Genomic DNA, 16,728 nt, shown 5'->3' with positions numbered 1-16,728 from the left:
ATGATACAAAATAACCTAAGACTAGCGCGGGCCAATCTTAGGTTATCTTTAGTCTGCTAAAAATAAATTACTTGTTAGCTTGTTGCTTCTTCAACCGTTCAATGTCCCGAACGATCATCAGCTCTTCGTTGGTTGGAATCAACAGGGTCTTGATCTTGGCATCCGGAGCGGACAGGTCACGTTCAACACCGTGGCACTTGTTCTTCTCCTGGTCGATCTTGATGCCGAAGTAGCCCAGTTGGTCGGTAACCAACTTCCGAACCGGCGCACTGTTCTCACCAACACCAGCGGTGAAGACGATTGCGTCAGCCCCGCCCATTTCGGCGATGTAGGAACCGATGTAGCGAACGATCCGGTTGACGTACATGTCAAGGGCTAACTGAGCCTGGTCATTGCCCTTGTCGGCGGCAGCCAGAATGTCCCGCATGTCTGGTGACAGTTGGGAAATACCCAGCAGACCGGACTTGTGGTTCAAGATGTCAATCATTTCCTGGGAGGAGACACCCAGCTTTTCTTGGACAAAGGCTACTAAGGATGGGTCCACGTCCCCAGAACGGGTTGCCATCGTGATTCCGGCCAGTGGGGAGAAGCCCATTGACGTATCGTAGGACTTGCCACCCTTGATGGCCGTGATGGAGGCACCGGCACCGATGTGCATGGTGATCAGCTTGAGGTCTTCCAGCGGCTTGCCAAGCATCTTGGCAGCCCGGCCGGCAACGTAACGGTGGCTCGTACCGTGGGCACCGTACTTCCGCGCACCAAACTTCTGGTACCATTCGTAAGGCACACTGTAGAGGGCGTTCATCTTTGGCATGTCAACGTGGAACGAGGTGTCAAAGACGGCAACCGCAAAGGCGTTTGGCAGCACCTTGCGGAAGGCCTTGATCCCAACCAGTTCGGCTGGGTCGTGCAGTGGAGCATATTCGGCTAACTTATCAATCTTGTCGATTACGTCGTCATCAATGATGGCAGAATCCTTGAAGAATTCACCACCGGCAACGATCCGGTGACCAACGGCAGTAATTTCGTCGTAGCTGTCAACGATATCGAGGTCGATCAACTGGTCCAGCAGGTATTGAACGGCTGCCCCGTGATCGGCAAACGGAATTTCTTCTTCGTGCTTCTGGCCGTCGCCGTACTTGATCTTGGCGTGACCCATCTTTTCACCAATCCGCTCGATCGTCCCTTCTGCGACGACGTCTTCGCTTGGCATATCGAATAACTTAAACTTCAGCGTTGAACTACCGGCATTAACGGCAATAGTTTTTGACATTATTGACTGTCTCCTTTTATTGATTTAGATTCGTGGCCACCCAGTGGTCGATTTCTGCAACAAAGTCGGCGAATTCCTTGGTTTTCTTAAAGGACGGGAATTCTCCCAACAGGACCTTGACCGCTTGCTTGCTGTCGCCACCGTGCCGCTGCAGCAGCAAGATGGACTTTTGCGCGGCCGGGTTGGCAAACAGCTCGGCGGGCAGGTTGATCAACCCCTGTAAGTAAGCAACCGACTGAATCCACTTGACGAATGACTGTGACTCCTTAGTCTGAAATAGATTGCTTGGTACCAAAAAGACCCCGAAACCACCTGGCCGCAGATAGTTCATTGACTGCTCAATCAGCAGATGGTGCACGTAGGAATGCCCCTTCTTGGCCCGGGTTTGGTAGTTGCCCGTATTCTGGTCCAACGGGTAATAGCCAATCGGCAAATCCGATACGGCCAAGTCACACTGGGGGATGTCCAGCGCATCAATGGCGTCCTGATGATAAAGGTCAACGTTCAGTTTTTGCAAGGCAACACTCGCGCTCGCTACCTCCAGCATTGATGGATCATTATCGATGCCGTAACCGTGGACCGGTTCCTGGCTAACCTTTTGCAGGGCGTTGATCACCGTCGTCAAAAGGTTGGCGGTCCCGACCGCCGGATCAAAGATCGTGTAGGGCCGGTTCAGTTTGGTGACCTTTTCGATCAAAAAGGCCATCAAAAAGCCAATCGTATCCGGCGTCATCTGGTGGTTGGCCTGGATGGCGTCCTTGCGAATCACCTTCAAAAAGCTCAGCTGAACAAGCTGCCGCAGCGTCTCGGCGTCGGCGTGGTCCAGGTCCAGCTGGTCATACAGCTGCGAGAGCTGATCGACCGTTGCCTGGTCCGGGACCCCGTCTTCAACCTGGATCTCGTGGTTGATTACGTTTTCGATATTCTCCAACAGCGCGTCAAGGTAGGAAGAGCGCAGGGCCGCTTGCAGTACCTCGGTTCCGCGGTCAAACAATTGAAATAATTGTTGTGGTGTTTGTTGTGCCAGTGTTGGTCACCTCCATTAAATTACAATCATTCCATTACATAGTTTACCGATAATACGGAATAAATTCAAGAATCCGCTTTCCCCAGACACTTATTTTTTAATTGTCAAATTGTGACTCGCCGCCCGCAGAAATTCCCGGGCCAGTTGGTCCTCCAACTGCCACTGGGCGGTATAGTAGCGATACTGCCACACCACCGCCAGGCAGATCAGGCCCAGCAAAAGGATGCTCGTCAGCAGGGCATAACCACCCCGGCTACTCTTTATAAAACTGGATAATTCCCGCATCTTGTTCACCATTCGTTCGTTCCACCTCCACCAGCACCCGTGATCCCGGCAGCCGGGTAAAGGAATAGGTTGCCCCCTTGATGTCGTCTAACACCCGCAGGTAGCCACCCCGCCCCACCGCCGTCAGGTAGAAGGCGTCTTGACCCTGCAGCTGGTACTTCAGGCCGCTTTGGGCATCCCTGACGACCAGCATGTGGTGACCGACCATCTTCTCGAGGACGAAGTGGTGGTCCGGGCTCTCCATTTCCCGCAAGAAAATATACCAGTCCGTTGTCTTGTCCAATCCTGGCCGGTTGACCTGCCGAACCGCGGTCAGGGCAAAATTGATCAGCACCATCACCAGGGCGGTGACCAAAAGTGCCGCCAGGCTCTCCGCAATCGTAAATCCTGCTTGCTTTTTCATCGCAAAGTCACCACCATTTTCTGTCGATACCAGACCGTAACCTGCCGTCGCTGGGCCAATGCCCGAAAATCTCCCCGGCGAATGGTAGCCGGGCGCTTGGTGGCAACCTGCTGATCGGTCGCCTCCTTGGCTAGCCGGGCCGCACAGAGACGGATGCGGTGCTGGCGCTCCTGATGGGCTAACTGCTTTTGCCCCATCAAGAGCGTCGCAATCCCCAGGGCGACCACCAGCAGGGCCACCAGGCTATCGGCTAAAACAAAGCCCCTAATGCTTCTCTTCTTCAAGATGATATCCTCCCCAGGCCAGCTGAATCTTCATCAGGTAGCGACGGTGGCGACTGGGCGAATCAATAACAAAGGTCCGTGGCCGCACGTAGCCGTCACTATGCATCCTGACATCGCCGAATTTGACCACCCGCATGGAGGCGGGAATATCGACGATCGTAGTACGTCCGGAAGTGAAAAAAAGGATCTGCTGATTATCCCGCTTGTAGATAATGTTTGTCTCCCGGTGTTGGATCTGGGCCGTCGCCTGGGCGCGCTGCCAGTTTTGGCGCATTGAATGCCAAAACTCCTGCTCGGCTAGCTGGGCCCTGGTCGGACTCAGTTGCGGCATCATCAGGGTAAAGAGCAGGGTCACCATGATGAGGACGACCACCATCTCGATCACCGTGAAGGCCGGGCGCCGGCTCATGGTGCAACCGCCTTTCCGTTGACGATTGAAATGTGCTCCTTCTTGGCCTTTTGAACCTGGGCGCTGGTCAGGTAGTCATGGCGCCTGAGTCCCTCGAGGGTGACCCGGTCGGTGCCCGTCTCGTTTTCATAGGCATCGACCTGGGTTTGAACCACCGCCACCATTGCGTGCCGGTGGATCCGGTTGGCGTTCTTGCGCTGCTGCGCCAGGTTGGGCAGGACGATCAGCACCAAGAGACTGATAATAAAGAGGACAATGGACATTTCCAGCAGGGTGAAGCCCCTGCGTTTCTTAATTAGTTTTTTCATTATACGACCCCCTGCATCGAGTGATAGATTGGCAATAATATACTGAGGTACAGGGCCACGATCACCAGGGCGATCAGGCCAAACGCCAGTGGCTGGACCCAGACCAGGAGTCCTTCGATCTGCCGTGTTAGCCGTTTGAACTGAACCCTGGCAAAGGCGGCCAGCTCATCCCCGAGGGTGGCCATGGTGGCGCCCTTGTTGATAAAGATCGCCAGCTCGCTGGGAATAAAGGGGTAGTCCCGAACGACGCTTTCCAGTCGGTCCCCGCGGGCCAATGTCGTCCCGGCAACCTGACTGAACTGGTAGAGCAGCGAACTTGAATCGAACCGCCTAGTGACGGCAATGATCTCCTTTAGCGAAAGGCCATGGCAGAGCATCACCGCCAGGTTTGACGTCAGATAGTAGCGGTAGTACAGCTTGTAGCAGGGCCCGACGACCGGCCAGTGACAACGGGCAATCAAGCGCTGACGCGGCGTCAGGTGGTGCCAGTGCCAGAGCTGAAAGCCGCTCGCCACCAGGATAGCCACCGCCAGATACAGTGCCAGTTCGATGCCAATCGTCTTCAGCCCGCTCTCTTCCTGGCCGACCTGCCAGGTGGCTAGCTCCGGATAGACAAAGGCTGCTAATCCGGCCACCACCAGCGCCAGGAGGCCAAGCAGGAGCAAGGGATAGCGCAGCAGGCCGCGCAGCTTGCGACGCTGTTCCTCCGTGGCCGTCAAAAGCGTGCCGATCTCCCCTAGGGTCGTCCCCAAATTGCCGTGGCGTTCGGCCAGTAAAAGCTGGTAGTAGAGGTCGGCGTTGATAAAGGGGCGCAAGCCGGTGGAAAAGCTCTCCCCGGCCGCCAGTTCCTTGTCAACCCGATTGAGGATCGGGGAGAGGCGGGGCTTCATGGTCGCGGTAAACTGAATCGCGTGGCGCAGCGAAAAGCCAACCGCCAGCAGGTCGTGGACCAGGAGAAACCACTGGGCCTGTTGGGTCAGCGAGAACTTAGCCGTCCTGGACCGCCGTCGCCACCCGCGTTTCGATTTGCCCTTCGGCAACCGCTTGGTTAAGGTAATTCTGCCATTCATCCGTCATTCCCCTCCCGCTTCGTGTTTCCAGTTCGTCTTGCAGCTTCTTTCCCCCTAAGAGGTCGAACAAGACCGCCGGGGACTTGTTCAGCTGGAGCAAGAGGCGCTGGTAACAGATCCCCGTCAGCACCTGGTCCAGGTAGTAGGGTGCTACCCCCAGCTGCTCTAACCTAGCGATCACCCCGTAAACGTTTTTGGCGTGAACGGTTCCCAAGACGAGGTGGCCAGAGAGTGCCGCCTGAACGGTCATCTGGGCCGTCTGCGGGTCGCGAATCTCCCCGACGATGAAGACGTTGGGGCGGTGGCGCAGGCCGAGCCGCAAGAGCTGCTGGTAGTCCATCCCGGCCAGGGTGTTGACCTGCAGCTGGACAAATCGCGGCTCCTCAATTTCGACCGGGTCCTCGATGGTCATCACCACCTGCTTATCGGCCAGCTCCCGGGCCAGCTGATACATGGTGGTGGTCTTCCCCGACCCCATCGGCCCCGCAAAGAGAATCAGACCGCGCCGGTGCAAGAGATCCTTTAGCTCCTGCCACTGCTGTGGAAAGAGCAGGTGATAACTATCCGAGGTCAGCTTATAGATGAAGCGGACCACGAGCGACTCCCGCCCCTGGTAGTCACCGACACTCGACAGACGCAGGTTGATCTTCTCGGGACCGAACTGCCAGCTCATCGCTCCCAACTGCGGACGACGGTGCTCGCTGACCGCCATGTCGGCCCGGTACTTGAGGTAGGCAATGAAACGCTGCCCGTAGTCCTTGGAGATTTCCTTTAAGAGCTCTAATTGACCCCGGTCAGCCACCAGCAGGCGGTAATAGCGTTTGTACGGCAGAATGTAGAGGTCGGCAACCCGACGATTGATTACAACGGCTAATTCCTTTTCAAAATTTTCCATGCTTATCCCCCCTACTTAAATAAGACGTAAAAAAATCGATTTTAAACTAAAAAAGTCACCGAGAATTTTTTCTCGGTGACTTTCTTGGTTAATTATTCTTCGTCGTCATCAGCGTCGTCGGGCAGAATCCCGGTTTCGTAGATGTCGGCAACGTCGTCGTTGGCAGTCAATTCGTCGATCAGGTGACGGTATTGCTTAGCCTTGTCGGCTGGAACCGCGGTCCGGTTTTGTGGGATCATGGTAACTTCAGCCGTGTCCAGCTCGTAGCCCTTGTCCTGCAGTGCATCACGAACACTCGTCATGCTGCTTGGGTCGGTGAAGATCTGGAACTTCTCGTCGGTGGCCTGCATATCATCGGCACCGGCATCCAGCGCATCCATCAGCATGTCGTCTTCGCTCTTGTCGAGACCGTCACGCAGGATTTCGATCAGACCCTTGCGATCAAACATGTAGGAAACGGAACCGCTGGCACCCAGGGAACCACCGGAATGACTGAAGGCAGAACGAACAGCAGAAGCGGTCCGGTTCTTGTTATCAGTCAGGGCCATGACCATCACGGCCACACCACCTGGTGCGTAACCTTCGTAGGTAACTTCTTCGAACTTGGCACCGCCAGCACCAGAAGCCTTAGCAATGGCACGGTCGATGTTCTTCTTTGGCATGTTCGCCGCGTGCGCCTTGTCAATTACCAGACGTAATTGGGCGTTGTTCGCTGGATCAGGATCACCTGCTTTAGCTGCTTGGTACAAATCACGTGAGATCTTTTGGAAAATCTTACCACGCTTAGCATCCTGGGCGTTCTTCCGCCCTTGAATGTTATGCCATTTTGAATGTCCTGACATTACTGACTCCTCTTTTCTTAATTAATGTGATAAACAGATAAATTTTAGCAAAGTTTGGGGATTAATTCAAGGTCAACGCCGACTTCCCCAACCCCACCTGACGATTCGAACCGCTAAGAGGCCGAGCCCGATGATCAGGGCCAAACTCAAGATGCCAAATGCCCGGTGGCTAAAGTCCGTCGCCAGCTGGGCCACGAAGGAAACGTAGTCTGGTGAATCGGCCGCCAGCTGCGGTCCCAGCTTGGCAACGGCCCACACCACCAGCCCGTCAATGACGGCCGCGCCGATGCAGGCATGGCTCGCGCTCTCCAGCAGGTGACGCCGCAGGAGGGCCAAGACGAGCAGGGCCGCCACGACAAGGCCGGAACCAATCATGATCGCGTTGGTTACCGCCCGGGCCACCTGAACGCCCCGGGTAAATTTGGCTACCGTGGAGTTGTTGACTTGGGAATTAACCGCCGCGTTGACGTTCTGGCTGATTGCGGCCGTGGCCGTGCTGCCAACGCCCGACAAGCCGTACTGGGACAATTCGCTGTCGACGCTGGAACCCACCTTGGCGGTCACCTTTGACAGGTCGAGGCTGATCTTTTTGCCGGCGTAAACCTGGTCGACCGCCTGGGTGAGCAGCTGGTCGGTCTCCTTGTCGGTCAGTACCGAGCCGGAAATTCCGTACTGCTCCAGGCCGGCGTTGACCTGATCGGTGATGGTCGTTTCGACCACCGAGCCCTTGATTTCATGAAGGATGAAGCTGCGGTTCAAGAAGGTTGCGTTGACGATCAGGCTGAGCAGCAGGAGCGCCAGCGAGATAACGCTCCAGAAGTTGAAGAAGTGGTGACGCCGCTTGGGAGCGGCCACCGGCTTTTCTTCCTTTTTCTGGGCAGCCTCTTCCTCCGCCGCCCGCTGCTGAGCCCGCAATTCACTACGGGTGGTCATCTTATTGCTTCGTGGATTGACGCTGGGCAAAGCCGTGCTCTAAGATGACGTCCTTTTCTTCCGGCCGAGCCTCTTCGCCGTCCATCAGCTTGGTCAGCAGCCGCATGGCCACGGCACCGAGGTCGTAGAGTGGCTGGGTAATGGACGAAATCGTTGGCCGGGCAATCTTGGTGTAGGTGGTGTCGTTGGACGAAATGATCGCAAAGTCGTCCGGCACCTTGACACCGGCATCAGTTAAGGCGTTCAGCAGGCCGACCGCCAGGGTATCGTCGCTGACGTAGGCCGCCTTGACACCCTTGTCGAGCAGCGACTTGGCCTGGTCATAACTGGCCTGGTAGCTGCCGTCAGTTTCAAAGACCAGTGACTTGTCGTAGTCCACGCCGGCAGCCTTTAATGCCGCCCGGTAGCCCGCCAGCCGAGTGGTCCCGTTGATGGCGTATTCCAGGGGACCAGTGACAAAGGCAACGTGGTCGTGGACGCTCTCCAGCAGCTTGGCCGTAGCTTCCTTGGCTGCTTCCTCGTAGTCGATCCGGACCGTGGCGATCTCGGGATCCTCAACGACGGAACCGGCAACGACCACTGGGGTGTTGCTCCCCTTCAGCTCGTCCTTAACGGCATCCGGCAGGTTGTAGCCCATGAAGATGACCCCGTCGACCTGCTTGGCCAGGAGGTTGCGGACCACCGTCAGGATGCGGTCGTCCTCGTTGTCCGAGTTCGTCAAGATGATGTTGTACTTGTACATCGTAGCGATGTCGTCAATCCCCAGTGCCAGGTCGGCAAAGTAGGGGTTGGTGACCCGCGGGATGATCACGCCGACCGTGGTCGTCTTCTTGGAGGCCAGGCCCCGGGCAACCGCGTTTGGACGGTAGTTGAGGCGCTTGATAACGTCTAAGACCTTCTGCCGGGTTGCCGGCTTGACGTTGGGATTGCCGTTGACAACCCGGGAAACGGTTGCCATCGAGACCCGTGCTTCACGCGCAACGGTGTAAATTGTTACTGATTGCTTTTCCATAAAGATAGCCCTTTCATTCTTGGTATTGACCGTTTTCATTGGTTTTCATAACTTAACTAATATAGCAGATCGTGGGTCAAATGGCAAACGTTTTCAGCTAAAAAAATGGCAAAATCGCGTCGAACGCCATTTTGCCATTTTTCGTTTTACTTTGAGTTAGTTTATTTTTCGTCCGAACGCTGATCTTCGGAATCGTCATCAGTGGTGTCGATGACAATGTCGTCGTCCACCACCGGATCATCGTTGTCGTCCGGGTGGTTGGCGGCGGCCAGCTCGGCCCGAATGTCGGCGGTCTGTTCATCGAAGTCGTCGTTAGTCAGGTGATCGGCGACCTTGCCGGCGGTTTCCGTTGCGGCCTTCTTGACCTTCTTGGCCCCGTCGGTGAAGCGGTTGAGCTTGTCATCGACCTCACTCTCCGCCAGCTTGGCATCAACAATGTCCAAGGCGTCCAAGGCGTAGTCGGTGGCCGCATCCATGGCCGCGCTGGTCCGCTGGCGGAGCTGCTTCTTCAAGTCTTCCTTCTTCTTGTCGGACAGTGACAGCCAGGCCGCCCCCGTCATTGCGCTCCCTAACAGTGCACCGAAAAATAATTTTTTACTCATAATCACTTGCCCCTTTCCGTTCTGCACGCCGCTTTCTAAGCTTGGTAAATGAATTGACCACCGCGGCCTTGCCGGCAGTCTTCAACAGTCCCAGGCCGAACTGACTCTTCTCCCGCCCGGCGCTGACCTTCGCCGTCAGGTCGTGGACGTGGTCGTTAATGTCGATCACGCTTTGGCTGACGTCGGCGACCGCCTTAACGGCCGGATCGAGCTGGCTGGACTTCTTATTAATGTCAGTCAACAGCGCGTTGGTGTTGCTGAGCACGTCCTCGACTTCCTTGCTGAGGTTATCTACGTCACGGGTCAGGGTCGTAATGCTCTTGTTGGTTTCCTTCATTGTTTTGGTTACTTGATTCAGTACGACGCAGGCAAAAACAACGAGAATCAAAAAGGCAATTGCCGCGATCAGGCCCGCTAATTGTCCATAAGTCATCAAGATTCCCTCCTTTTAACGATTAATTTTATCTATACTCAGAACAAGGATAGCACAGTTTGGGTGAAAACAACAATTGACCTATCGACAATTTCCGCGGTTCGTGGTTACAATTAATTCAGCATTTAATCAAGGAGGCATCCCCATGGTCATCGCGGCAAGCAATGCCCAACTCAACAAACAAATCGAACAGGTACGCCGGGCCTTTACCGACCTTTCCTGGCACCAGATCCTCCAGCAGTTCTTAAACAAGCTGCTGCTGATCGTCATCACCGCCCTGCTCTTCGTCCTCATCCTGTGGCTGGGGCGGCTGATCATCAACCACCTCTTTCAGGAATCGAATAAGTACAAATTCCTCAAGGGCAGCAACCGGGTCGCCACGATCCGCGCCCTGACCCTGAACATCTATCGCTACACTTGTTACTTCTTCTTCCTCTACGCCCTGCTTTCGGAAATCGGCGTTCCGGTTGGGACCCTGATCGCCGGGGCCGGAATCTTCAGCATCGCCCTCGGGCTGGGGGCCCAGGGCTTCGTCAGCGACGTGGTTAACGGCTTCTTCATCCTCCTAGAGCAGCAGCTGGACGTCGGGGACGTGGTCGAGGTCAACCAGATCAAGGGAACCGTCACCGCGCTGGGGATTCGGACAACCCAGATCACCAGTGCCGACGGGACCCTCAACTACATCCCCAACCGCAACATCACCGTTGTCCGCAACTTTTCACGCAACAACATGGTCGCTAACGTCGACATTCACATCGCACCCAACGCGGTCTTGTCCGAGGTCCGCGCCGTCGTCGAGGAGGTCAATAAGCAGCTGATCGCCAAGACGCCGGAGCTGCGGGAAGATCCGGTCATCGTCGGCCCGGTCACGGTCGGCAGCCAGCTGGTCTTTCGGGTGACGATCACCGTCGCCAACGGCAGCCAGTCGCGCCTGAGCAGCCAGTTTCTGGCCGCCTACCTGCAGGCCCTGCATGCCAAAAACATTCCACTATCCTGGGAGGGAACCAATCACCATGAGCATTAAACTAATCGCCACCGACATGGATGGCACCTTTTTACGCGACGACCATTCCTATAATCAGCACCTCTTCAAGCGCGTCTTTCGCCAGCTGCAGCGTCGCGGAATCCGCTTCGTGGCGGCCAGTGGCTCCAGCTTTCCGCGCCTGGCCCGCGAGTTTGCCCCCTACGTCGATTCGATGGACTTCATCTCCCAAAACGGCTCAGTCATCCACCGGGGACACGAAATTGTCCAGGCCTACCCCATCCAGGTGACGGCCCTCCAACGGGTTATGCACATCCTGGACCGTTTCTACGGACCCGAAGACATCAACCAGCTGGTGGTCTCCGGGCCGACTAAGTCCTACGTCGACCAAAAGATGGACGAACACAATTTCAACGTCATTAAGATCTTCTACGAGGACGTCACCCGGGTGCCCGACATTCGCCGGGTCTTCAGCCAATTTCCGGATGAGCAGTTCACCAAGATTTCGATCAACTTTGCACCCCACATCGACCTCAACAAGGTGGCTGCGGTCATGGATGGCTACCTGCCGCCGTCTTTGATCATTGAAAATTCCGGCTTCAACACCGACCAGATCGGCAATGCCAAGGCCACCAAGCGCAACGCCCTCGCCCGTCTTCAGGACCGGTTTGGCCTGCTCGACGACGAGATCGTTACATTTGGCGATAATGAAAACGACCTCGGCATGCTGGCGATGACTTCCCAGAGCTACGCCATGCAAAACGCCAATCCGGTGATCAAGCTCCAGGCCGGTCACGTCACCGCACTCGACAACAATCACGACGGCGTCCTCAAGACGATCGAACAGCTTTTGAAAAACAGTCGCTAAGCAAATCAGAATAATGCAAAAAACGAGCTCCCGGCATCTAGCCACGGAGCTCGCTTTTTTATATTTAAATCTTGTGCTTGTAAACTTTATTGAGGTAAACGAAGCAGGCAATGCAGATGACGGCAGCAATCTCCACGATGACGAAGCTGGCGTACCAGTTCGTCTTGGCGACGATGTAACCAATTCCGGAGGCCGCCATGACCTGCCCGAAGGCATAGCCGAAGAAGCCGGCCAAGCCGCTCCCACTGGCCACACTCTCTACCGGCAGGGCGTCCATGATGATGATCCCCATCAGGACCTGTTGGCCGAAGATGCAGACACCGAGCAGGGCCAGGATGATGTAGACGGTCGCAACCTGCTTGCACAGCGCGTAGATCGGAACCATCACGAAGATGGCAATCGAGGTCCAGACCATGATTGGCATCCGCCGACCCTTCAGGTACTTATCGGAGATGTAGCCGAGCAGGATCGTCCCCGGGATCGCCGTGTACTCGAAGACCGAGTAGCCGGTGTTGGTCAAAACGCTGCTGAAGCCCCGTGCCTGGGACAGGTAGACGGGAATCCAATTTTCAATCCCGTACCGAATGATGTAGGCGAAGGCGTTCATGATGCAGATAATCCAAACCAGCTTGTTGTGCAGGATGTTATCCCGGAAGGCCACCCAGCCGGAACTGTGGTGGATGTTCTTCTTCTTGGACTTGTTAACCGGTGGCAGGCCCTCAACCTGGGGCTCTTCCACCCCGAGGCACATCACGATGATCGCCATGATGATTGAAACCAAGGATGGGATCAGGAAAATGCTGTTCAGGTTGCTGGCCCCAAAGACCGCCACGGTGGCCGCCACGATCAGCGACGTGGTCCCCGGCCCAACGTTGTGTGAAATGTTCCAGGTCGAGGTTGCAAGCCCCAAGTGCTGGGAGTCAAACCAGGCCGCCAGCATCTTCTGGCAACAAGGCGCCCCGATCCCCTGGGTCACCCCGACCCCAATCATCAGGGCCATCATGACCCACTTGTTGGCGGTAAAGCCAAAGCAGAGGTTAAAGAGGGCCGAGATAATCAGCCCCACCCCAACAAAGTACCGGGGATTCAGCCGGTCGGCCAAGAGTCCCATGAAGAACTTGGCACAGCCGTAGGAAATGGCCAGGGCCGATAAGACCAGCCCGATGTCATTAGTTGTAAAGTCCCGGTAACGGGTCAGGTACTGGGAGGCCACGGTAAAGTTTGACCGAACAATGTAGTATGAAGAATAAGCAAAAATCGATGCAAACATTAGTCGCGTCCGATAAACGTGATAACGGTGCGGACGATCTTCAACTGCCACCAACTCTTGAGCTGGCGGACTAGGTTTTAGCCAGCTTAACATATGACTCATCTTCCCTTCTGAAAGCTAAAATGGGCAGCGAATAAAAATACAATTTGTCAGAAACGTCCGATATCGAATTTCTTATAGTCTTTTGTCAATAAAAAGACTATTTATTACTATATTTTTATTGTACCATTAATAGTGAGGAGTAAATGTAATATTCAGAAAAATATGTCTTATTATTGAATATTATTCATCAATTAATCGGTCACTTGATAAACAGGAGGGATTATCATGGGAATTAAATTACTGGCAATCGACATCGATGGCACCCTGATAAACGACCAGTTGGCGATCACGCCGAAAACGGTTGCGGCACTGAAAAGCGCCAGTGCTCAAGGGGCCAAGGTCGTGATCACCACCGGCCGGCCCCTGTGCGGTTTCCAAAACTACCTCGACCAGCTGGGTGTCAACCACCAGGACGACCAGTACGTGATCTGTTACAACGGCTCGCTGATCCAAACCACCAACGGCCAGGTCCTCAGGAAGGAATCCTTTGATTTCAACGACTACCTGGACCTGGAGCTCTTCGCCCGCAAGCACGGCGTCCGGATCTGCCTGTCGACCCCGGACTGCATGTACACCGCCAATGAGGACCTCTCGCCCGTGATGATTCACGAGTCCTGGAAGGTCCACATCCCGCTGAAGTTCCGGACCATGGACGAACTGGAGCGTCTCAAGGATCAGTTGGTGGTCGTCAAGGGAATGATGCTGGATTCCCCGACGATTCTCGACCGAATCGAGCGGGAGCTGCCGGAAGACTTCAAGGACCGCTTCACGATTCTGCGCAGTGAGGTCGACTACCTGGAATTCATCTCCAAGCAGGCCTCCAAGGAGCTGGCACTGGCCCACCTCACCTCGGCCCTGAACCTCAAGCCGGCCGAGGTGATGAGCTTCGGCAACGGCTTAAACGACATTGGAATGATTAAGTACGCCGGCGTCGGGGTCGCCATGGGCAATTCGGAGCAGGGTCTGCTGGATGCGGCCGACTACATCACCGCGGACAACAACCACGACGGGATCGCCCAGGCAATCGAGAAGTTTATGTGAAGAGACAAAAAATGAGCCCCAAGTCCGGAGCTCATTTTTCATTCTTATCTCTTGAATTCAAAGTGCAGTTGCTCGACCGGTTGCGACTGGCGATCGTAGTAGTCCACGACAAACTTATTCGTCTGCGCGTCCACCACGGCGAAGGTGCCACCGATTCGGGCAAACTGTCCCCGCGGCAGAGAAATGCTGCCGGGGTTGATCATCAACATCCCCTTTTCAACAGTCACCGCCAACTGGTGGGTGTGGCCGTAACAGACGATGTCCGCCCGTTCTTCCTCTCCCTTGAGCATCAAACGGGTCAAGGAGGAGTTGACTCCGTAACGGTGCCCGTGGGTGGCAAAAATTCGCACCCCGTTTGCGATCAGCAAGCCGTCATTTGGATAGTCCAGGCCCCAGTCATTATTGCCCGCTACCGCCAGGTCAAACTGCTTCATGGCCGGCTGCGTGGGTGCCAGTTCCGAATCGCCACAGTGGATCATGACGTCGACCTGGTTGGCCCAGCGCTGACCGATTTGCGTCAGGATGTCTTCTTCCCGATGGTTATCACTGATGATTAAGGCCTTCACTATGCTCGCCACCATTCCGGAAAGTCCTGCATGAATTCACGCAGCGCCCGGCCGCGGTGGCTGACCGCGTTCTTTTGGTCCGCCGTCAGCTGGGCCATCGTCTTCTCATAAGACGGGAGGTAAAAAAGCGGGTCGTAGCCGAAGCCATTTTCCCCGCGGCGTTCCCGCAGGATCTGACCGTCCACCCGGCCGTTGGCAACCAGCTTGGCGCCGTCCGGCTTGAGGGCCACGATCGTCGTGTGGAAGTGAGCCGTCCGCTCTTCATCCGGAATATCCTTTAGGGCGGCCAGGAGCTTGGCATTGTTGGCGGCATCGTCGTGGTCACCGGCGTAGCGAGCCGAGTGAATCCCCGGCTCACCGTTTAAGGCATCGACAACCAGGCCGGAATCGTCGGCCATCACGGGCAGGTTCAGGGCTTTCATCACCGTCTGGGCCTTGATGGTCGCATTTTCTTCAAAGCTGCGCCCGTTCTCGTTGATCGAAATTGGCGGAAAATCCGCGAGCGTCTTGACCTCGATCCCGTGCGGGGCCAGCATCTTCTGGTACTCGCGCGCCTTTCCGGCATTCTTGGTGGCAATTACTAAGGTGGTCATCCTATCATCCCTTCGTCTTATAAATCCGTGTGTTCGCAACTATCGAACTGACCCGCCAGCCACTGCTGAGCCCCGGCGACCAGGTCGGCCCGGTCACCAGTGGTATAGAGTTTAATCGTGCCCGTTTCCTGGTCAGCCAGCAAATTCTGCTTGGTCAGCGTGGCAGCCGCCTGCTTGATGGTTTCAAAGGCCGGATCAATCAGCAGCACGTCTTGGCCCATCTTCTGCTGGATCTCCGGCGCCAAAAACGGGAAGTGGGTACAGCCCAGAATCAGAGCCTGGACCGGATGAGTGTCGAAGTAGGCCAGTTCGCGGGCGACCGCCGCCTGGGCTGCCGGGGTCCCCGTCTGACCGTGCTCGACAATTGGGACGAGTGGTTGGGCGGCATGGCTGTATACCGTCAGCCGCTTGTCCAACCGGTGCAGGGCCTGATCATAGGCCCCCTTCTTGATCGTCGACTCGGTGCCGATCACCCCCACGGTTTGGGGATGGTGGGCGACCGCCGCCTGGGCGCCCGGTTCGATCACCCCGATTACCGGAATCGGCAGCTTTTCCTGCAGGAGCGGCAGGGCGGCCGCCGTGGCCGTGTTGCAAGCCACGATCATCATCTTGACGTCGTGGTCCAGGAGGAAGTCGCCGATATTCATCACCAAGCGCTGCAATTCTTCCTGACTCTTCGTGCCGTAGGGAAAGTGACCCTGGTCGCCGACGAAGATTAGTGACTCCGTGGGCAGCTGCTTGTGAAGCACCCGCATTACCGATAGGCCCCCAAGTCCTGAATCCATTAAACCAATCGGACGATTATCCATGTCGTTCACCTCATAAAACTTTAACTTTATTTCCGTAGAAAAATACCTGAAACTATATTATCGTTTTCGCCGGCAAAATTTGCAAGTTTTAAGAAACTTTTACTATTATATCTGGCAATTTTAAGTATAATAAGAATGATTGTTACAAAGAGGAGCGATTAAATAAAATGAGTCAAGAACGCTATGATCAATTGCTGCACAGTCACCAGGGCCTGGTCAACGGGACCCTTCGCGACGTCATTCTGCCGGCCATCCTCGGCAAGGAGACTGACGACATGCTTTACTGGATTGGCAAGGACCTCGCCCGCCAGTATCCGGTGGCAACGCATGACGACCTGGTCATTTTGACTCACCAGTTGGGGCTGGGTGACCTGACCCTGCAGCGCCACGATAAGGTCAGCCAGGTATGGCGGCTAGCGGGGCCGATCGTAAACGAGCGGATCCAGCGTGACAAGGAGCAGACCTCCTTCGGCCTGGAGTGCGGCTTCCTGGCTCAGCAGACCGAGTTCCAGCTGGGAACGGTTGCCGAGGCGCGGATCAACGACCGGCACCGCGACAGTGTTGATATCATGGTCCAAAACGACCCGAAGACGGATGCCGACAACGAACGCAGCGAACTGGTCACCTTCATCCACGTCGACGCGCCGGGGCAAACGGAAACGGAAGCGGAGCCGAAAAAGCGACGCCCGCACTTAAAGAAAAAGAAGAACGCCAAAAAGTA

22 protein-coding genes are annotated in these 16,728 nt (G+C 55.6%); 4 read left to right on the top strand and 18 right to left on the bottom strand.

The genetic code is table 11. From position 1 onward, the window contains the following. Nucleotides 1-67: 67 nt before the first annotated feature. The 14 genes from LKE23_RS00110 to LKE23_RS00045 form a co-directional block, all read right to left on the bottom strand. Nucleotides 68-1,273: an acetate/propionate family kinase gene (locus LKE23_RS00110; RefSeq protein WP_291977438.1), complete on the bottom strand. Its 1,206-nt coding sequence runs from the start codon at nucleotides 1,271-1,273 to the stop codon at nucleotides 68-70. Between the two features lie 16 nt (nucleotides 1,274-1,289). Continuing rightward, nucleotides 1,290-2,267 (bottom strand): class I SAM-dependent methyltransferase, encoded by a 978-nt coding sequence (locus LKE23_RS00105; protein WP_366512165.1) that lies wholly within the window; start codon nucleotides 2,265-2,267, stop codon nucleotides 1,290-1,292. A 123-nt stretch (nucleotides 2,268-2,390) separates the two neighbouring features. Continuing rightward, on the bottom strand, nucleotides 2,391-2,597 hold the full coding sequence (locus LKE23_RS00100) for a hypothetical protein (protein ID WP_291977437.1): 207 nt from the start codon (nucleotides 2,595-2,597) through the stop codon (nucleotides 2,391-2,393). After that, nucleotides 2,554-2,988, bottom strand: coding sequence for a type IV pilus minor pilin ComGF family protein (locus tag LKE23_RS00095; protein ID WP_291977436.1), 435 nt, complete (start codon nucleotides 2,986-2,988; stop codon nucleotides 2,554-2,556). Before LKE23_RS00095 ends, LKE23_RS00100 begins: the two co-directional genes overlap by 44 nt. After that, nucleotides 2,985-3,272 carry a hypothetical protein gene (locus tag LKE23_RS00090; RefSeq protein WP_291977435.1) on the bottom strand — a complete coding sequence of 96 codons (288 nt, stop codon included), beginning with the start codon at nucleotides 3,270-3,272 and terminating at the stop codon, nucleotides 2,985-2,987. The genes LKE23_RS00095 and LKE23_RS00090 overlap by 4 nt, the downstream gene beginning before the upstream one ends. After that, nucleotides 3,253-3,681, bottom strand: a complete 429-nt coding sequence (locus tag LKE23_RS00085) for a type II secretion system protein (RefSeq protein WP_291977434.1) — start codon at nucleotides 3,679-3,681, stop codon at nucleotides 3,253-3,255. The genes LKE23_RS00090 and LKE23_RS00085 overlap by 20 nt, the downstream gene beginning before the upstream one ends. Beyond that, a complete protein-coding gene (comGC, locus tag LKE23_RS00080; RefSeq protein WP_291977433.1) occupies nucleotides 3,678-3,989 on the bottom strand; it encodes a competence type IV pilus major pilin ComGC in 312 nt (103 codons plus the stop codon). Before comGC ends, LKE23_RS00085 begins: the two co-directional genes overlap by 4 nt. After that, nucleotides 3,989-5,059: a type II secretion system F family protein gene (locus LKE23_RS00075; protein ID WP_291977432.1), complete on the bottom strand. Its 1,071-nt coding sequence runs from the start codon at nucleotides 5,057-5,059 to the stop codon at nucleotides 3,989-3,991. Before LKE23_RS00075 ends, comGC begins: the two co-directional genes overlap by 1 nt. Then, on the bottom strand, nucleotides 4,977-5,954 hold the full coding sequence (comGA, locus tag LKE23_RS00070; protein ID WP_291977431.1) for a competence type IV pilus ATPase ComGA: 978 nt from the start codon (nucleotides 5,952-5,954) through the stop codon (nucleotides 4,977-4,979). The genes LKE23_RS00075 and comGA overlap by 83 nt, the downstream gene beginning before the upstream one ends. Before the next feature lie 92 nt (nucleotides 5,955-6,046). Then, on the bottom strand, nucleotides 6,047-6,796 hold the full coding sequence (locus LKE23_RS00065; RefSeq protein WP_267200894.1) for a YebC/PmpR family DNA-binding transcriptional regulator: 750 nt from the start codon (nucleotides 6,794-6,796) through the stop codon (nucleotides 6,047-6,049). 72 nt (nucleotides 6,797-6,868) lie between these two features. After that, a complete protein-coding gene (locus tag LKE23_RS00060) occupies nucleotides 6,869-7,729 on the bottom strand; it encodes a hypothetical protein (protein WP_291977429.1) in 861 nt (286 codons plus the stop codon). A gap of 1 nt (nucleotide 7,730) precedes the next feature. Then, complete coding sequence (gene ccpA, locus LKE23_RS00055; protein ID WP_291977428.1) at nucleotides 7,731-8,741, bottom strand: catabolite control protein A; 1,011 nt, start codon at nucleotides 8,739-8,741, stop codon at nucleotides 7,731-7,733. 161 nt (nucleotides 8,742-8,902) lie between these two features. Next, nucleotides 8,903-9,343: a hypothetical protein gene (locus LKE23_RS00050; RefSeq protein WP_291977426.1), complete on the bottom strand. Its 441-nt coding sequence runs from the start codon at nucleotides 9,341-9,343 to the stop codon at nucleotides 8,903-8,905. Further along, entirely contained in the window at nucleotides 9,336-9,776 is a 441-nt protein-coding gene (locus tag LKE23_RS00045; protein WP_291977425.1) for a DUF948 domain-containing protein, read from the bottom strand. Before LKE23_RS00045 ends, LKE23_RS00050 begins: the two co-directional genes overlap by 8 nt. A 145-nt stretch (nucleotides 9,777-9,921) precedes the next feature. Here LKE23_RS00045 and LKE23_RS00040 point away from each other — a divergent pair, with 145 nt between their 5' ends. After that, nucleotides 9,922-10,800, top strand: coding sequence for a mechanosensitive ion channel family protein (locus LKE23_RS00040; protein ID WP_291977424.1), 879 nt, complete (start codon nucleotides 9,922-9,924; stop codon nucleotides 10,798-10,800). Next, complete coding sequence (locus LKE23_RS00035) at nucleotides 10,790-11,626, top strand: HAD-IIB family hydrolase (RefSeq protein ID WP_291977423.1); 837 nt, start codon at nucleotides 10,790-10,792, stop codon at nucleotides 11,624-11,626. The genes LKE23_RS00040 and LKE23_RS00035 overlap by 11 nt, the downstream gene beginning before the upstream one ends. Before the next feature lie 64 nt (nucleotides 11,627-11,690). On the opposite strand, the gene LKE23_RS00030 is transcribed toward LKE23_RS00035, so the two are convergent. Beyond that, nucleotides 11,691-12,896, bottom strand: a complete 1,206-nt coding sequence (locus LKE23_RS00030) for an MFS transporter (RefSeq protein WP_291977422.1) — start codon at nucleotides 12,894-12,896, stop codon at nucleotides 11,691-11,693. A 327-nt stretch (nucleotides 12,897-13,223) separates the two neighbouring features. Between LKE23_RS00030 and LKE23_RS00025 the strand changes: the two genes are divergently transcribed. Then, on the top strand, nucleotides 13,224-14,039 hold the full coding sequence (locus LKE23_RS00025; protein WP_291977421.1) for a Cof-type HAD-IIB family hydrolase: 816 nt from the start codon (nucleotides 13,224-13,226) through the stop codon (nucleotides 14,037-14,039). A gap of 44 nt (nucleotides 14,040-14,083) precedes the next feature. On the opposite strand, the gene LKE23_RS00020 is transcribed toward LKE23_RS00025, so the two are convergent. From LKE23_RS00020 to murI, 3 genes are read right to left on the bottom strand one after another with little or no spacing between them, the layout of a single operon-like run. Further along, nucleotides 14,084-14,605 carry a metallophosphoesterase family protein gene (locus tag LKE23_RS00020; protein WP_291977419.1) on the bottom strand — a complete coding sequence of 174 codons (522 nt, stop codon included), beginning with the start codon at nucleotides 14,603-14,605 and terminating at the stop codon, nucleotides 14,084-14,086. Continuing rightward, entirely contained in the window at nucleotides 14,605-15,198 is a 594-nt protein-coding gene (locus LKE23_RS00015) for an XTP/dITP diphosphatase (protein WP_291977418.1), read from the bottom strand. The genes LKE23_RS00020 and LKE23_RS00015 overlap by 1 nt, the downstream gene beginning before the upstream one ends. Before the next feature lie 17 nt (nucleotides 15,199-15,215). Next, the gene (murI, locus tag LKE23_RS00010) at nucleotides 15,216-16,007 is read right to left on the bottom strand and encodes a glutamate racemase (RefSeq protein WP_291977417.1); all 792 of its coding nucleotides are present in this window, start codon (nucleotides 16,005-16,007) and stop codon (nucleotides 15,216-15,218) included. A 167-nt stretch (nucleotides 16,008-16,174) separates the two neighbouring features. Here murI and LKE23_RS00005 point away from each other — a divergent pair. Next, nucleotides 16,175-16,728: YslB family protein (locus tag LKE23_RS00005; RefSeq protein ID WP_291977416.1), on the top strand; the 554-nt coding region annotated here is incomplete at its 3' end.

The sequence above is a fragment of the Limosilactobacillus sp. genome (assembly GCF_022482365.1).
Taxonomy (GTDB): Bacteria; Bacillota; Bacilli; order Lactobacillales; family Lactobacillaceae; genus Limosilactobacillus.
This window is presented reverse-complemented; position numbering and strand designations above follow the sequence as displayed.

Bases quoted from the DNA above. Each gene is read 5' to 3' on its own strand.
- LKE23_RS00110 (WP_291977438.1), bottom strand. From the start codon at position 1,273: ATGTCAAAAACTATTGCCGTTAATGCCGGTAGTTCAACGCTGAAGTTT.
- LKE23_RS00100 (WP_291977437.1), bottom strand. From the start codon at position 2,597: ATGGTGAACAAGATGCGGGAATTATCCAGTTTTATAAAGAGTAGCCGG.
- LKE23_RS00095 (WP_291977436.1), bottom strand. From the start codon at position 2,988: ATGAAAAAGCAAGCAGGATTTACGATTGCGGAGAGCCTGGCGGCACTT.
- LKE23_RS00085 (WP_291977434.1), bottom strand. From the start codon at position 3,681: ATGAGCCGGCGCCCGGCCTTCACGGTGATCGAGATGGTGGTCGTCCTC.
- comGC (WP_291977433.1), bottom strand. From the start codon at position 3,989: ATGAAAAAACTAATTAAGAAACGCAGGGGCTTCACCCTGCTGGAAATG.
- LKE23_RS00075 (WP_291977432.1), bottom strand. From the start codon at position 5,059: ATGAATGGCAGAATTACCTTAACCAAGCGGTTGCCGAAGGGCAAATCG.
- comGA (WP_291977431.1), bottom strand. From the start codon at position 5,954: ATGGAAAATTTTGAAAAGGAATTAGCCGTTGTAATCAATCGTCGGGTT.
- LKE23_RS00065 (WP_267200894.1), bottom strand. From the start codon at position 6,796: ATGTCAGGACATTCAAAATGGCATAACATTCAAGGGCGGAAGAACGCC.
- LKE23_RS00060 (WP_291977429.1), bottom strand. From the start codon at position 7,729: ATGACCACCCGTAGTGAATTGCGGGCTCAGCAGCGGGCGGCGGAGGAA.
- ccpA (WP_291977428.1), bottom strand. From the start codon at position 8,741: ATGGAAAAGCAATCAGTAACAATTTACACCGTTGCGCGTGAAGCACGG.
- LKE23_RS00050 (WP_291977426.1), bottom strand. From the start codon at position 9,343: ATGAGTAAAAAATTATTTTTCGGTGCACTGTTAGGGAGCGCAATGACG.
- LKE23_RS00045 (WP_291977425.1), bottom strand. From the start codon at position 9,776: ATGACTTATGGACAATTAGCGGGCCTGATCGCGGCAATTGCCTTTTTG.
- LKE23_RS00040 (WP_291977424.1), top strand. From the start codon at position 9,922: ATGGTCATCGCGGCAAGCAATGCCCAACTCAACAAACAAATCGAACAG.
- LKE23_RS00035 (WP_291977423.1), top strand. From the start codon at position 10,790: ATGAGCATTAAACTAATCGCCACCGACATGGATGGCACCTTTTTACGC.
- LKE23_RS00030 (WP_291977422.1), bottom strand. From the start codon at position 12,896: ATGTTTGCATCGATTTTTGCTTATTCTTCATACTACATTGTTCGGTCA.
- LKE23_RS00025 (WP_291977421.1), top strand. From the start codon at position 13,224: ATGGGAATTAAATTACTGGCAATCGACATCGATGGCACCCTGATAAAC.
- LKE23_RS00015 (WP_291977418.1), bottom strand. From the start codon at position 15,198: ATGACCACCTTAGTAATTGCCACCAAGAATGCCGGAAAGGCGCGCGAG.
- murI (WP_291977417.1), bottom strand. From the start codon at position 16,007: ATGGATAATCGTCCGATTGGTTTAATGGATTCAGGACTTGGGGGCCTA.